Source organism: Pseudomonas sp. TWI923, from assembly GCF_039673365.1.
Lineage (GTDB): Bacteria > Pseudomonadota > Gammaproteobacteria > Pseudomonadales > Pseudomonadaceae > Aquipseudomonas > Aquipseudomonas sichuanensis.
The window spans coordinates 58677-73369 of sequence record NZ_JBDJLM010000018.1 but is presented as its reverse complement, the minus strand read 5'-3'; the positions used below and the strand labels follow the sequence as shown (position 1 = coordinate 73369).

Sequence of the window (14693 nt, the reverse complement as noted above, 5' to 3'; positions counted from 1 at the left end):
AGCCCGCTCCCACGCTGGATAACGCGTGGGAGCGGGCTTGCCCCGCGATTGATTCACTGCTGATGGGGGATCAATACCACCTGCGCCGGCAGCGAGCGCTGGATCTCGTGCTTCTGGTTCAGCACGAAATCACTGTCGAGCTTGTGCACGCGCTTGTGCAGCAGGGTCTTGAGCCAGGGCGCATCCTGGGTGCGGGGCACCTGGAACACCACGTCGCACTGGTAGTTCACCACGTCGGCGGCGATGTCATCGAGCTGGCGGCGCAGGGCGCGGCTGTCGGTGGTCTTCAGGGCGACCACGGTGCTCGGAGCGGTCGGGTCGAGCAGCCGGGCCTTGGGTTGTGCCGCAGCGGCCTTGAGGGCAGCCTCGGCTTTTTCCAGCTCGGCCTTGCGTGCATGGGCCATGGTGTCGCCACCGGTCACGGCCGGCGCTTGCGGCATCAGTGCACGGGCGCGGGCCAGCGCGGTGGCGGCGGCATTCACATCGCCTTTCTGCAGGACGATCTGGCTTCGGCGCAGATACGCTTCGGCCAGCTGACGCTGGTGGGGCTCCAGGCGCGCATCGTCGGGTGCCTGGGCCTGCAGGGCGGCCAGTTGATCTTCGGCGGTGGCCAGCTCATTGCTGGCAATGTTCTGCTCCAGCTGCTGCCAGGCATCCGGTTGGGCAGGCGCGGCCGGCTGCTCGGCGGGCGTGCTGGCGCAGGCCGTCAGGAACAGGGAAAACGCGGCAACAAGCAGATAACGTGAGGCGAACGGCTTCATTCCTGCGACTCTCTATTTGCGCAAAAAGCGAGCAAGTCTACACCCAGGTGCGCACGCTCGAAAATAGGTCTGATTGACCTTGAACCTGCGTAAAGGTTGCAGGCTGCGTTGGTTCACAGCCTGATTTTTCAGCGCTTTGGCAACGCCAGGCTCAGCAAGAATAGCACCGCCGCGCAGACCACGATCGACGGCCCGGCGGGGGTGTCCTTGAACCAGGACATGGCCAGCCCCCCGCACACGGCCGTGACCCCCAGCAGGCTGGCGCCCAGGGCCATCTGCTCCGGTGAGCGGGCGTGACGCTGTGCCGCGGCCGCCGGGATGATCAGCAACGAGGTGATCAGCAGCACGCCGACAATCTTCATTGCTACCGCGATCACTACGGCGATCAGCAGCATCAACGCCAGGCGCAGGCCCGCCACGGGCAGCCCCTCGACCATCGCCAGCTCCTCGTGCACGGTGACGGCCAGCAAGGGGCGCCAGAACACCGCCAGCAGCACCAGCACCAGCGCACTGCCACCGAGGATCCAGGCCAGGTCGGTGGTGCTGATCGCCAGCAGGTCACCGAACAGGTAGGCCATCAGGTCGATCCGCACGTCGTGCATGAAGCTCAGTGCCACCAGCCCCAGCGACAGGGTGCTGGGGGCGAGGATGCCGAGCAGGGTGTCGGACGCCAGCGGCTGGCGCTGTTGCAGGGTCACCAGCAGGATTGCCAGCAACAGGCAGCCGACCGTCACCGCCAGCGCCGGGCTGACATCCAGGGCCAGGCCCAGCGCCACGCCGAGCAGCGCGGCATGGGACAGGGTGTCGCCGAAATAGGCCATGCGCCGCCACACCACGAACGAGCCGAGGGGGCCGGCCACCAGCGCCAGCGCCAGGCCGGCAAGCAAGGCATACAGAAGAAAATCAGCCATGCTTGCAGTGCTCTCCGTGAACATGGGTGCCAGGGGCGATCACTGCGCCGTGCAGGTCGTGGCTGTGATCGTGATGGTGGTGGTAGACGGCCAGGCTCTTGGCGTTCTGGCCGAACAGCTCGACGAAGGCCGGGTCGCCACTGACCTGCTCCGGGTGGCCCGAGCAGCAGACGTGGCGGTTGAGGCAGACCACCTGGTCGGTGGTGCTCATTACCAGGTGCAGATCGTGGCTGACCATCAGCACGCCGCAGCCATGGCGATCGCGCAGACGGGTGATGAGGTTGTACAGCTCGGTCTGGCCGACCACGTCGACACCCTGCACCGGCTCGTCCAGCACCAGCAGCTCGGGCTCGCGCAGCAGTGCGCGGGCCAGCAGCACACGCTGCATCTCGCCACCGGAGATGGTCTGGATCGGGCTGTCGATCACCTGCTCGGCACCGACTTCCTGCAACCCCGACAAGGCTGCCGCGCGGTCTACCCCGGGCACCAGGCGCAGGAAACGCAGCACCGACAGGGGCAGCGTCGGGTCTACCTGGATTTTCTGCGGCATGTAGCCGATGCGCAGTTTGGGCTTGCGCCAGACTTTGCCGCGGTGCGGCTTGAGCAGCCCCAGCACGGCGCGCACCAAGGTGGTCTTGCCGGCACCGTTGGGGCCGATCAGGGTGACGATCTGCTTCGGTGCCACCGCCAGGTCGATGCTGTCGAGCACCGCTTCACCGCCGAAGCTGACGCCGACCTGCTCAAGGCGGATCAGGGCATCGCTCATGCCGCGCCCCGGCAGTTGGCGCACAGGCCGACGATTTCCACGGTCTGGGTTTCGACGCTGAAGCCCACGCCCTTGGCGCTGGCGATGATTGCGTCGCTGATGCTGTCCTGCTCCAGCTCGATGGCCACGTGGCACTCGCGGCAGATCAGGAACTGGCCTTGGTGCGCGTGCTCGGGGTGGCTGCAGCCGATGAAGGCGTTGAGCGAGGCGATGCGGTGCACCAGGCCGTTGTCGAGCAGGAAGTCGAGGGCGCGGTACACGGTCGGCGGCGCCGCACGGCGGCCATCCTGCTCGCTGAGCACGGCGAGGATGTCGTAGGCACCCAGCGGCTTGTGGCTCTGCCACACCAGCTCCAGCACGCGGCGGCGCAAGGCGGTCAGGCGCAGGCCCTGACGGGTGCACAACGTGTCGGCCTCGGCCAGTGCGCTGTGCACGCAGTGGGAGTGATCGTGGGGGCGGTGGGCCAGCGGCGTGATGGACATGGGCAGCGACGGTTCAGGATGGAGACGTTATTATGTTACCTGTTTCTGACGAGCCGAGTAGCCACCGTGTCCCGATTCCTTGCCCTGTTTGTCGCTTTCATCGCCTGTTCGGCCCAGGCCGACGTGCGCGTGCTGACCAGCATCAAGCCCCTGCAACAGATTGCCGCTGCGGTGCAGGACGGTGTCGGCAGCCCGGATGTGCTGCTGCCGCCGGGTGCCTCCCCGCATCACTACGCGCTGCGCCCGTCTGACGTGCGCAAGGTTGGCGATGCCGACCTTCTGTACTGGATCGGCCCGGACATGGAGAGCTTCCTGCCCCGCGTGCTGGGCAGTCGCGGCAAGCCAACCGTGGCCGTGCAGTCGCTGGCAGGCATGCAACTGCGTCATTTCGGTGAGGACAGCCACTCTCACGACGAAGACGACCACGACGATCACGACCATGACCACCGCCCGGGCAGCCTCGATGCTCACCTGTGGCTGTCGTCGGTCAACGCGCGGGTGGTTGCGACGAAGATGGCTGCTGACCTGGCGGCGGCCGACCCGGCCAATGCGGCCCGTTACCAGGGCAACCTGAAAGCCTTCGTCGAGCGCCTGGATGCCCTGGACCTGCGCATCAAGCAGCGTGTTGCGGGGATCGCCGGCAAGCCGTATTTCGTATTCCATGAAGCGTTCGACTACTTCGAGGCCAACTATGGCCTCAAGCACACCGGCGTGTTCAGTGTCGCTGCCGAAGTGCAGCCGGGCGCGCAGCACGTCGCCGCGATGCGCAAGCGCCTGCAGGAAGTGGGCAAGACGTGTGTGTTCAGCGAGCCGCCGCTGCGCCCGCGCCTGGCCGAGACGCTGACGGCGGGGCTGCCGGTGCGGCTGGCCGAGCTGGATGCCCTGGGCGGCACTGATCCGGTGGACGCCAAGGGCTATGAGCGCTTGCTGGAGAAGCTGGGTGGCGATCTGGCGGGCTGCCTGGAACAGCTCTAGCGCCTGGACCGGCCCTTTCGCGGGTAAACCCGCTCCCACAGGGATGGCATGCTCCTGTGGGAGCTACTATCCCCTGAGTGCTCGGTCCCTGTGGGAGCGGGTTTACCCGCGAAGATGCCGACGCGGTTACAAGGCGAACGGCAGCTTCAGCGCCACCTGCTGGCGCTGCGCCAAGCGTACTTCGAACTCGCTTGGGTCATGGATCATCACGTCCATCCCGGCAAACGCCTGCGCGGCAATCAATCGCGATAGCCAGAAGCGCACGCATGCCAGCCGCAACATCTGCGGCCACAGTTCGGCTTCGGCCGCGGTGAATGGCCGCAGCGCCGCGTAGGCGCCCAGCAGCGCCTGGGCGCGGGGCAGGTCGAGGCCGCTGTGCTCGTCCAGGCACCAGTCGTTCACAGTGATGGCGATGTCATACAGCATTGGCCCGGAGCAGGCGTTGTAGAAGTCGATCACACCGGTCAGGTGAGAGCCTTCGAACATCACGTTGTCGCGGAACAGATCGGCGTGCAGGTTGGCCTTGGGCAAGGCGAGGATCTGCGCCTTGTGCGCGGTGATCTCGTCCAGCGCCGGTTGCAGCAGTTGCGCCTGCTCGGAGGTCAAGCCCGGCAGCAGTTCGGCACCGGACGCCAGCATCCAGTCCAGGCCACGGTCGGTACGGCGCTCGATGATGTGCTCGCGGGTTGCCAGGTGGATATGTGCGAGCAATTCACCCACCTGGGCGCAGTGCTGGTTGTTCGGCGCTTTCACGTGCTTGCCCGACAGCCGCGGCTGCAGCAGTGCCGGCTTGCCGCACAGCTCGCGCAGGCCATTGCCGTCGCGATCACGCAGGGCATAGGGCACGGGCATGTCGGCTGTGTGCAGCACATCGAGCAGCTCGATGAAAAACGGCATGTCTTCCACCGGCCCACGCTCGACCAGTGTCAGCACGTATTCCCCTTGTTCCAGGCTGACGAAGAAATTGCTGTTCTCGGTGCCGGCGGCAATGCCCTGGAAGTCGAGCAGACGGCCCAGCTCGTAGGGCGCCAGAAAGGTTTCCAGCTCAGGCCGGGACACAGGGGTGAAGACTGACATGTTGAAAAATTGCCCATGCGGGCACTTCCCCCGGGAAGTGCCTGGTTGATAAGAACGATACGCGTTACTGGCTTACCACTCGAAGATCTTCCAGGCCGGGATCAGCATGTCCGGCTGGTCGGAACGAATGAAGTTGGCATCGGTGCCATCCGCGCGTACCAGGAAATAAGGCTTGCCGTTTTTCGGCGTGATCTTGATCGCATACAGGAAGCCGTTTTGCCGGTATTCCTGGATGGTTTTGTCGCCTTCCGTGCGAATGGTCACATCGGGATCTGCCGATGGGGCGTCGTCCGCCGCCAGGGTGACGACTGGCATGGTTGCCAACAGGCCGAGCACTAACAGGCGATTCAATGTACGCATGATAACCTAGTCCCTTTGTCGTCAATGATTCTGGCTATTCTAGCGCCGGACCCGTCGAAAAGGTTGATTCTCCTCATGAGCCAAGCGCCCCTCGTCCTGGTGGACGGTTCCTCCTACCTCTACCGTGCCTTCCACGCGCTGCCGCCGTTGACCACTTCCAAAGGCCTGCCCACCGGCGCGGTCAAGGGCGTGCTGAACATGCTCAAGAGCCTGCGCAAGCAATACCCCGACAGCCTGTTCGCGGTGGTGTTCGATGCCAAGGGCGGGACCTTCCGCGATGCCATGTTCGCCGAGTACAAGGCCAACCGCCCAAGCATGCCCGACGACCTGCGGGTGCAGGTCGAGCCGCTGCATGCCAGCGTGCGTGCCCTGGGCTACCCGCTGCTGTGTGTCGAGGGTGTGGAGGCTGATGACGTGATCGGTACCCTGGCCCGCAGCAGCGCGGCCGCCGGTCGGCCGGTGATCATCTCGACCGGCGACAAGGATATGGCCCAGCTGGTGGACGGCCACGTTACGCTGGTCAACACCATGACCGGTAGCGTGCTGGACGTGGCTGGCGTGCACGAGAAGTTTGGCGTCGGTCCCGAACACATCATCGACTTCCTCGCCCTGATGGGCGACAAGGTCGACAACATCCCCGGCGTGCCGGGTGTTGGCGAGAAGACTGCGGTGGGCCTGTTGACCGGTATCGGTGGCGGGCTGAGCGATGTGTACCAGAACCTGGACAAAGTCGCGGGCCTGGCCATTCGCGGGGCCAAGACCCTGGCCGCCAAGCTTGAGGAGCATCGCGACGCGGCCTTCCTTTCCTACGAGCTGGCCACCATCAAGTGCGATGTGGAGCTGGATGTCGAGGTTGACGCCCTGGTTTGCGGCGAGCCGGACCGTGAAGCCTTGCTGGCGTTGTACACCGAGATGGAGTTCAAGAGCTGGGTCGCCGAGGTGCAGCGTGATGCTGCCCAGGCAGCTCCCAAGGGCGCCGCCACTGGCACTGCCAATGTGCTCGAGGCACCCGCGGCCAAGGTCGAGCCGCAGTACGAAACCATCCTTGACCAGGCGCGTTTCGACGCCTGGCTGGAGAAGCTGCGTCAGGCACCGCTGTTCGCCTTCGACACCGAAACCACCGGCCTCGATGCGCAGAAGGCGCAACTGGTCGGCCTGTCGTTCGCCATCGAACCCAATGTGGCTGCCTACGTGCCCCTGGCCCACGACTATGAAGGCGCGCCTGCCCAGTTGGACCGCGAGGCAGTGCTGCAGGCGCTCAAGCCGCTGCTGGAAGACCCGGCCAAAGGCAAGATCGGCCAGAACGCCAAGTACGACATCAACATCCTGGCCAACGGCAGCCCGGCCATCCAGATGCGCGGCGTGGCCTACGACACCATGCTCGAGTCCTACGTGCTCAACTCCACCGCCAGCCGTCACGACATGGACAGCCTGGCGCAGAGGTACCTCGAGCACACCACCATCAGCTTCGAAGACATCGCCGGCAAGGGCGCCAAGCAGCTGACCTTCAACCAGATCCCGCTGGAGAAGGCCGGTCCCTACGCCGCCGAGGACGCCGACATCACCCTGCGCCTGCACCATGCCTTGCAGGCGCGGCTGGCCGAAACGCCGAGCGTGCTGCCAGTGCTGATGTACATCGAAATGCCGCTGGTGCCGGTGCTGGCGAAGATCGAGCGCCAGGGCGCGTTGGTCGATGCCGCGCTGCTGGGGGTGCAGAGCGGTGAGCTGGGGGCGAAGATGGTCGAGCTGGAGCGCGAGGCGTTCGAGCTGGCCGGCGAGGAATTCAACCTTGGCTCACCCAAGCAACTGGGGGTGATCCTCTACGACAAGCTGGGCATGCCGGTGCTGAGCAAGACCGCCAAGGGCCAGCCCTCCACCGCCGAAGCCGTGCTGGACGACCTGGCCGAGCAAGGCTACCCGCTGCCCAAGGTGCTGATGCAGTACCGCAGCCTGAGCAAGCTCAAGAGCACCTACACCGACAAGCTGCCGGGGCAGATCAACCCGCGTACCGGGCGTGTGCATACCTCTTACCAGCAGGCGGTCGCCGCCACCGGGCGTCTGTCGTCCAGCGACCCGAACCTGCAGAACATTCCCGTGCGCACCGCCGAAGGCCGACGCATCCGCCAGGCCTTTGTCGCAAGCCCCGGCTACAAGCTGCTGGCGGCGGACTATTCGCAGATCGAGCTGCGCATCATGGCCCACCTGGCCAAGGATGAGGGGCTGTTGCACGCCTTCCGCAACGACCTGGACGTGCACCGCGCCACCGCCGCCGAAGTCTTCGGCGTGGCGCTGGAGCAAGTCACCACCGACCAGCGCCGCAGCGCCAAGGCGATCAACTTCGGCCTGATCTACGGCATGAGTGCATTCGGCCTGGCCAAGCAGATTGGTGTCGACCGCAAACAGTCCCAGGACTACATCGACCGCTACTTCGCCCGTTACCCGGGCGTGCTGGCCTATATGGAACGCACCCGCGCCCAGGCGGCCGAGCAGGGCTTCGTCGAAACCTTGTTCGGGCGCCGCCTGTACTTGCCGGACATCAACGCCAAGAACCCGGCCCTGCGCAAAGGCGCCGAACGCACCGCGATCAACGCGCCGATGCAGGGCACTGCGGCGGACATCATCAAGCGCGCCATGGTGGCGGTGGACAACTGGCTGACCGACAGCGGGCTGGATGCGCGGGTGATCCTGCAGGTGCACGACGAACTGGTGCTGGAAGTGCGCGAAGACCTGGTGGAGCAGGTCAAAGATGAAATTCGCGGCTACATGAGTGGCGCCGCCGAGCTGGACGTGCCGCTGCTGGTGGAAGTGGGCGTCGGCTCGAATTGGGACGAAGCTCACTAAACGCGGGGTGAAAGCTGTGTAGGATCTGTGGCGTGGTGTCGCGGGTCCTGGCCTTAGATCGGCTGGTTCATGAAACTATTTCAAATAGTTTTGAGGGCCTCGGAACTAATCCGGTGAACCGCCACTCAGAGTAACTGAATGGCTGGTGAAGCCTTTCGATGCTCCTATGTTGTGTTAAGTGTTGGCAGATATCTGGACCCCGCCCTAGCGGTCCGGACTTAGACCCCGAACTTCCCCCTCCCCATACGAAGTCCGGGGTTTTTTTTGCCTGCGATTCAAGGCTTTGCACTGCCCTGTAGGAGCGGCCTTGTGTCGCGAAAGGGCTGCGCAGCAGCCCCTGCAATCTTGGGTTGGGCTCGAGATCCTGGGGCCGCGTTGCGCCCCTTTCGCGGCACAAGGCCGCTCCTACAAAAACGGGTATCGCCTCACGCCACCGGCTTGTCTTCCAGCTCCATCCAGTCCGCCAGCACGCGGTAAGCCTCTTCCAGGCCCAGGCGCTTGGGCGCCGAGAACAGCTGGATGGTGGTGCTGTCGCCCCAGCCCTTGCGAATTTCCGACTGCACCTTGAGCAGGGTGTTCTTGCCGGCACCGTGGGTCAGCTTGTCGGCCTTGGTCAACAGGATGTGCATGGGCATGCCGCTGGCCTTGGCCCAGTCGAGCATCATCTTGTCGAAGTCGGTCATCGGATGGCGCACGTCCATCATCAGGATTACCCCGCGCAGGCATTCGCGGCTGCCCAGGTAGGCTTCCAGGTGCTTTTGCCAGTGTTGCTTGAGCGGGATCGGCACTTTTGCATAACCGTAACCCGGCAGGTCGACCAAACGCCGTTCATCGTCCAGACTGAAGAAATTCAACAGCTGGGTGCGGCCTGGGGTCTTGGAAGTCCGCGCCAGGCTGGCATGGGTCAGGGTGTTGAGGGCGCTGGATTTGCCGGCGTTGGAACGGCCGGCGAAGGCCACCTCGTAACCCTGGTCTTCAGGGCATTGTTCGACCTTGGCGGCGCTGAGGGCGAAGGTGGCTTTCTGGCAGAGGCCGAGGATGGGGTTCTTGACTTGCATGGGATATCCGATGTGGGTGTTGCCCGGCACTGGAACGGTTGGCCCAGGCGCGGCAAGCGGTGTCGTTTCCGTTTGGATGACGGAAGTATATAATGCCCCAGTTTTTGTGTGCTCATTCTCCCAGCGAAGGAGAACGGGCATGGGGTGCCGAACAATAGCTCGCGCAACAGAACGCAGCGCGGCCCCCAACCCTGTCAGGTCGTTCCGCATGGCGAAATGGCTGCTTGCTGTCGGTATGTTCCTGCCGTATTTCAGCGCACAGGCTACACAGGATCCCGAGGCGTTGTACAACCGCACGTGTGCGGCCTGTCACGCCGGACAGTTGCCACAGGCCCCCAAACGGGGTGACCGGGCGGCCTGGGAGCCAAGGCTGGCGCAAGGCATGGCGCAACTGGTGGCGCATGTTACACAGGGTTTCAAGGCTATGCCGCCGCGTGGATTGTGCATGGACTGCAGTGCCGAGGACTACCGATTGGTCATCCTTTGGATGAGCGGCAGTCCCGATACATAACATTTCACCCTTAGCCGTGTTGGATTAGCTGATGAACAAACTAGTCGTGAGTCTGCTGTTGACCATGGGTGTCGCGGGTGCGGCCACTGCTGCCGAACCCATCAAAGGCGATGCTGCCGCTGGCCAGGCCAAGACGGCCGTCTGTGGCGCCTGCCACAACCCCGACGGCAACAGCCTGGCGCCGAACTTCCCGAAACTCGCCGGCCAAGGCGAACGTTATCTCGAAAAACAGCTGCACGATATCAAGGCCGGCAAGCGTACCGTGCTGGAAATGACGGGCATGCTCGCCAACTTCAGCGACCAGGACCTGGCCGATATCGCCGCGTACTTCTCCAGCCAGAAAGGCAGTGTCGGCGCAGCCGACCCGAAACTGGTGGAACGAGGCCGCGCATTGTTCAACGGCGGCGACCTGGAAAAAGGCATGCCCGCCTGTACCGGCTGCCACTCGCCCAACGGCGCAGGGATCGCCCTGGCCGGTTTCCCGCACCTCGGTGGCCAGCACTCGCAGTATGTGACCAAGCAGCTCACTGATTTCCGTGAGGGCAACCGCACCAACGACGGCGACGCCATGACCATGCGCACCATCGCCGGCAAGCTGAGCAACAAGGATATCGAGGCGCTCTCCAGCTACATCCAGGGGTTGCACTGAGGTCAGTCGCCAGGTCCTGGCGTCTGCCTGCCGGCAACAGGGCTTCGCAACCCGCGCGTTAACAATGGGTTAATGATGTGCGACAAAGATGAAAGGGCAGCCCGTGCTGCCCTTTTTTTCGTTCAGGGTCGTACACTACAGAACTCACGCCCTTCCCGGCCTGTCCCAGACAGGTCGCGTCGAGGCGACCAAAGACTGCTCAGGAGTAAAGCATGCGTAAACTGATTCTCAGCGCTGCGCTGGTCGCCGCCAGCGTGTTCGGTATGACCGCCGTACAGGCCGCGGAGCCTGCCACCGCCGGCAAGGAATATATCGAGCTGAGCAACCCCGTCCCCGTGTCCGTGCCGGGCAAGATCGAAGTGGTCGAACTGTTCTGGTACGGCTGCCCGCACTGCTACCACTTTGAGCCTACGATCAACCCGTGGGCCGAGAAGCTGCCCAAGGACGTCAACTTCAAGCGCGTCCCCGCCATGTTCGGCGGCCCGTGGGATGCCCACGGCCAGATGTTCCTGACCCTCGAAGCCATGGGCGTCGAGCACAAGGTACATGCCGCAGTCTTCGATGCCATCCAGAACCAGCGCAAGCGCCTGACCGACCCGCAAGACATGGCCGACTTCCTGGCTACCCAGGGCGTGGACAAGGACAAGTTCCTTGCCACCTTCAACTCCTTCGCCATCAAGGGCCAGGTCAACCAGGCCAAAGAACTGGCCAAGAAGTACGAAATCACCGGCGTGCCAAGCATGGTGGTCAACGGCAAGTACCGCTTCGACCTGGGCACCGCAGGTGGTCCGGAAGGCGTACTGAACGTTGCCGACCAGTTGATCGCCAAGGAGCGCGCCGCTAAGTAAGCGGCGAACCCCATGGCTCGCTTGCGCCCTACCCGTGGCGTCGGCCTGCACCAGCCGCAGGTCAACGAACATCACCTGCAGGCCTCTGGCCTGCCAGAGGATGGTCGCCTGCGGCTGCTCAGTTTCAACATCCAGGTCGGCATCAGCACCGAGCGCTACCGTCATTACCTGACCCGCAGCTGGCAGCACCTGCTGCCGCATACCGGGCGAGCGGGCAACCTGCAGAAGATTGGTGACCTGCTCGGCGATTTCGACCTGGTGGCCTTGCAAGAGGCCGATGGCGGCAGCCTGCGTTCAGGCTACGTCAACCAGGTGGAGCACCTTGCCCAGCTGGGCGCCTTCCCCTACTGGTACCAGCAGCTCAACCGCAACCTCGGGCGTTTCGCCCAGCACAGCAACGGCGTACTCAGCCGCCTGAAGCCCCAGCACCTGGAAGACCACCCGCTGCCCGGCCCGGCCGGTCGGGGCGCGATCCTGGTGCGCTTTGGCGAAGGTGATGACGCGCTGATCGTGGTGATGATGCATCTGGCGCTGGGTGCCAAGACCCGCGCCCGCCAACTGGCCTATATTCGTGAGCTGATTGGCGGCTACCGTCATCAGATCCTCATGGGTGACATGAACACCCACGCCACCGACCTGCTCGAGCACTCGCCGCTGCGCGATCTGGGGCTGATTGCCCCACAGGTCGAGGCCACCTTCCCGAGCTGGCGGCCACAGCGCTGCCTCGATCACATCCTGCTCAGCCCGAGCCTCACCCTGGAACGGGTCGAGGTGCTGGCACAACCGATTTCCGATCACCTGCCCGTCGCCGTCGAGATCCGATTGCCTGATGCCCTGACTGTGGATACGCTGCCGGTCCTGAGCTAGGCCTGCGTATGTGATCGGCGCGTTCAAGTGTTGGGGACTTGTGCCGAAATCCAGTCATCACAGGGCTAGATGCCATCACCCTTTGCGGATTCAGGCATGAGCGAAGAAGCCGAGCGCTGGAAAGAAAAGTACCTTAAAAGCATCGAACAGCAGGAAAAGCTCGAGCGGCGTTGGGACGCCCGGCTCGACCTGTTGCGTCGTGGCCTGGTGCGCAGCACCCTGGCAGCGGAAGGTAGCGACAAGATCGTCGACCAGTGCATGAAGGAAATGCGCGAAGTCATCCGCAGCGACAATATGGACGCCGGGCTCGCCGGGTTGATCCCACGCCTGGAAAAGGCCGTGCTCGATTCCGAGCAGCGTCGGGAAACCCGCATGAACCAGGTCAGCGATGCGTTGACGGCACTGGTCAACCAACTGCAGGCCTTGCCGCTCCCGGGTGACGTTTCGCGGCCCCTGAAAAAACTGGCGAAGAAGCTCGACGGCGGCGTCAGCCAGTCCCGTGAACTGCCGCCTCTGCTGGGTGAGCTCAGCGGTCTGCAAGGGCGAGCCTTGAGCGCGGTGCAAAAGCCGGACGACGAAGCTCGCCCGGGTTTGCTGCAGCGTCTGTTCGGTGGGCGCGATGAAGCGCAGGGTGAGCCGCAGCCTGCGCCACAACCTGCCCAGCCTGAGGAAGCAGCGAGCCTGGTTGCCGTACCGGATACCCAACCACAGGATGCCGACGAGCTCCATCCGTTCGCGGCCAGCGAGCCCGCCCCACCGCCGCAGCCGATAATAGAGGCATCAGGCCCGGTACTGGTCGAAGCCGTCGAAGCCGTTTTCGCGGCGCCCCGGCCGCAACCCGAGGCTGAGCCGCAAGCCGACCCTGAACCCGAGACGCAGATCATCGAGCAGCAGGCGGTCGAGCCTGCGCCATTACCTGCCGATGTTGTGCCCGAAGTCTCCCAGCCATCACCCGTACAGACGCTCGAAGAGCTGGCTGGCGAAGACGGCCCCTATGCCCTGCCCGACGCTGTCGAGCCGCCCTACAGCCAGGTGGCCGCTCATATCGAGCAGACCTTGATCGGCCTGCTCGACGACCTCAGCCTGCCCGAGCGCCACAAGGCCCAGGCCCTGGAGATGCGCGAGCGCGTGGCGCGCGGCCTCAACTGGTATGAACTGATCCCGGTGCTGGATGACCTGGCGGTCCTGATGCTGGCCATTACCGACAGCGGCCAACACGAGTTCGAAGCCTACCTGCAGCAGCTCAACGAACGCCTGGAAAGCTTCCAGAGCCATCTGCACGAAGCCAGTACCGGCCATGCCGACAACAGCTCCGCCGCTCGCGAGCTGGACAGCCAGCTGCGCGAGCAGGTCGACGGCCTGCAGAGCAGCGTGCAGGGTGCTGCCGATGTCGACAGCCTCAAGCACATCCTGGAAGGCCGCCTGGAAGGGTTGCTGCTGACCATGGACGACCACCAGCACGAGCGTGACCGCCGCGAGCAGGAGCTGGCCGGTCGCCTGCATGGCTTGGCCGAGCGTGTGGCGAGCATGGAGCAGGAGGCCCTGGGTTACCGTGAGCACCTCGAAGAGCAGCGTCAGAAAGCGATGATCGACCCGCTGACCGGCCTGCCCAATCGCGCGGCCTGGTCCGAGCGGGTCGACCAGGAAGTGCTCGACTGGCATGAAAACGGCGGCCATCTGGCGATGGCCATCCTCGACCTCGATCACTTCAAGCGCATCAATGATGGCTATGGCCACCTGGCGGGCGACAAAGTGCTCAAGATCGTCGCCGACCAGTTGCGCAAACGCCTGCGTGGTCGAGACTTCATCGCCCGCTTCGGCGGTGAGGAATTCGTTTTGCTGTTGCCGCAGACCTCACCGCCCGCCGCGGTGCAGGTTGCCGAAGCACTGCGTGCGGCGATCGAAGCCTGCCCGTTCCACTTCAAGGGTGAGCGGGTGGTGATCACCACCTCCATCGGCCTCAGCGCCTTCCGCCCCGGCGAGCGTGGCGACCAGGTGCTCAAGCGCGCGGACGAAGCCTTGTATCGGGCCAAGGACAAAGGGCGCAATCGCGTCGAACAGGCATAAATAGATACCGCTTGCGACGCTGCGGGGTCATCGACACTGCGGGCGAGCGCTGGTTTTCAGCGCATCGCCAACCGATCGATCAAACCCGGAGTGCATAAATGAAGATGACCCAGTGGATCATGCCATTGCTGCTGAGCCTGATGTTCCAGGCAAACGCCATGGCCAAGGATGTGGTGTTGACCGCGCATGTGGCTGCCGATGGCAGTGTCCTGCGCCAATGGCCGGAATGGATCAGCAAGGTCGAGCGCCAATCGCAAGCCGACTATTTCACGCAATACAAGCTCAAGTTCAATCCCCGTATCGTCCATCAGGACCCGGGCTACTGTTCGGTGCAACCAATCGATGCCAGCAGCCATGACCGCCTGATGCATGGTCAGGCCAAGGTCATCGGCAAGCCGCTGGCGGAACAGGTGACGGTCATGACCCAGCTCGTGGACAAGAAAGGCCCGAGCGGGGACAACTCGCTGGGGTTCCTGGTCATGTGCACGCGCTGAAAGCAACACTAACGCCAGGGCGGCAG

The 14693-nt window shown here is 64.1% G+C and carries 15 protein-coding genes; 8 read left to right on the top strand and 7 right to left on the bottom strand.

The window, feature by feature from the left end:
- Positions 1 to 53: 53 nt before the first annotated feature.
- From ABE459_RS10420 to zur, 4 genes are all read right to left on the bottom strand, one after another.
- On the bottom strand, positions 54 to 761 hold the full coding sequence (locus tag ABE459_RS10420) for a PA5502 family lipoprotein (RefSeq protein ID WP_323831226.1): 708 nt from the start codon (positions 759 to 761) through the stop codon (positions 54 to 56).
- 128 nt (positions 762 to 889) lie between these two features.
- Entirely contained in the window at positions 890 to 1672 is a 783-nt protein-coding gene (znuB, locus tag ABE459_RS10415; RefSeq protein WP_323831227.1) for a zinc ABC transporter permease subunit ZnuB, read from the bottom strand.
- Positions 1665 to 2438 (bottom strand): zinc ABC transporter ATP-binding protein ZnuC, encoded by a 774-nt coding sequence (znuC, locus tag ABE459_RS10410; protein WP_323831228.1) that lies wholly within the window; start codon positions 2436 to 2438, stop codon positions 1665 to 1667. The genes znuB and znuC overlap by 8 nt, the downstream gene beginning before the upstream one ends.
- Complete coding sequence (gene zur, locus ABE459_RS10405) at positions 2435 to 2920, bottom strand: zinc uptake transcriptional repressor Zur (RefSeq protein ID WP_110995015.1); 486 nt, start codon at positions 2918 to 2920, stop codon at positions 2435 to 2437. The genes znuC and zur overlap by 4 nt, the downstream gene beginning before the upstream one ends.
- An 18-nt stretch (positions 2921 to 2938) precedes the next feature.
- Here zur and ABE459_RS10400 point away from each other — a divergent pair, with 18 nt between their 5' ends.
- The gene (locus tag ABE459_RS10400; protein ID WP_323831229.1) at positions 2939 to 3895 is read left to right on the top strand and encodes a zinc ABC transporter substrate-binding protein; all 957 of its coding nucleotides are present in this window, start codon (positions 2939 to 2941) and stop codon (positions 3893 to 3895) included.
- 126 nt (positions 3896 to 4021) lie between these two features.
- Here ABE459_RS10400 and ABE459_RS10395 read toward each other — a convergent pair whose 3' ends face one another.
- Together ABE459_RS10395 and ABE459_RS10390 are read right to left on the bottom strand one after the other, a co-directional pair.
- Complete coding sequence (locus ABE459_RS10395; RefSeq protein ID WP_323831230.1) at positions 4022 to 4972, bottom strand: homoserine kinase; 951 nt, start codon at positions 4970 to 4972, stop codon at positions 4022 to 4024.
- A gap of 72 nt (positions 4973 to 5044) precedes the next feature.
- Positions 5045 to 5332: a DUF2782 domain-containing protein gene (locus tag ABE459_RS10390; RefSeq protein WP_110995018.1), complete on the bottom strand. Its 288-nt coding sequence runs from the start codon at positions 5330 to 5332 to the stop codon at positions 5045 to 5047.
- A gap of 75 nt (positions 5333 to 5407) precedes the next feature.
- Here ABE459_RS10390 and polA point away from each other — a divergent pair, with 75 nt between their 5' ends.
- Positions 5408 to 8173: a DNA polymerase I gene (polA, locus tag ABE459_RS10385; RefSeq protein ID WP_323831231.1), complete on the top strand. Its 2766-nt coding sequence runs from the start codon at positions 5408 to 5410 to the stop codon at positions 8171 to 8173.
- Between the two features lie 425 nt (positions 8174 to 8598).
- Here polA and yihA read toward each other — a convergent pair whose 3' ends face one another.
- The gene (gene yihA / locus ABE459_RS10380) at positions 8599 to 9231 is read right to left on the bottom strand and encodes a ribosome biogenesis GTP-binding protein YihA/YsxC (protein ID WP_125462081.1); all 633 of its coding nucleotides are present in this window, start codon (positions 9229 to 9231) and stop codon (positions 8599 to 8601) included.
- A 208-nt stretch (positions 9232 to 9439) separates the two neighbouring features.
- On the opposite strand from yihA, the gene ABE459_RS10375 reads away from it, so the two are divergent.
- The 6 genes from ABE459_RS10375 to ABE459_RS10350 all read left to right on the top strand — a co-directional run bounded on the left by ABE459_RS10375 (position 9440) and on the right by ABE459_RS10350 (position 14667).
- Positions 9440 to 9742, top strand: a complete 303-nt coding sequence (locus ABE459_RS10375) for a c-type cytochrome (protein WP_110995057.1) — start codon at positions 9440 to 9442, stop codon at positions 9740 to 9742.
- Positions 9743 to 9773: 31 nt separating this feature from the next.
- Positions 9774 to 10391, top strand: a complete 618-nt coding sequence (locus ABE459_RS10370) for a c-type cytochrome (RefSeq protein ID WP_110995021.1) — start codon at positions 9774 to 9776, stop codon at positions 10389 to 10391.
- Positions 10392 to 10603: 212 nt separating this feature from the next.
- Entirely contained in the window at positions 10604 to 11239 is a 636-nt protein-coding gene (gene dsbA / locus ABE459_RS10365; protein WP_258705461.1) for a thiol:disulfide interchange protein DsbA, read from the top strand.
- 12 nt (positions 11240 to 11251) lie between these two features.
- The gene (locus tag ABE459_RS10360) at positions 11252 to 12106 is read left to right on the top strand and encodes an endonuclease/exonuclease/phosphatase family protein (RefSeq protein WP_110995023.1); all 855 of its coding nucleotides are present in this window, start codon (positions 11252 to 11254) and stop codon (positions 12104 to 12106) included.
- Between the two features lie 96 nt (positions 12107 to 12202).
- Complete coding sequence (locus ABE459_RS10355; RefSeq protein WP_323831232.1) at positions 12203 to 14173, top strand: diguanylate cyclase; 1971 nt, start codon at positions 12203 to 12205, stop codon at positions 14171 to 14173.
- 98 nt (positions 14174 to 14271) lie between these two features.
- Positions 14272 to 14667 carry a hypothetical protein gene (locus ABE459_RS10350; RefSeq protein WP_258643912.1) on the top strand — a complete coding sequence of 132 codons (396 nt, stop codon included), beginning with the start codon at positions 14272 to 14274 and terminating at the stop codon, positions 14665 to 14667.
- The last annotated feature ends 26 nt before the right edge of the window (positions 14668 to 14693 follow it).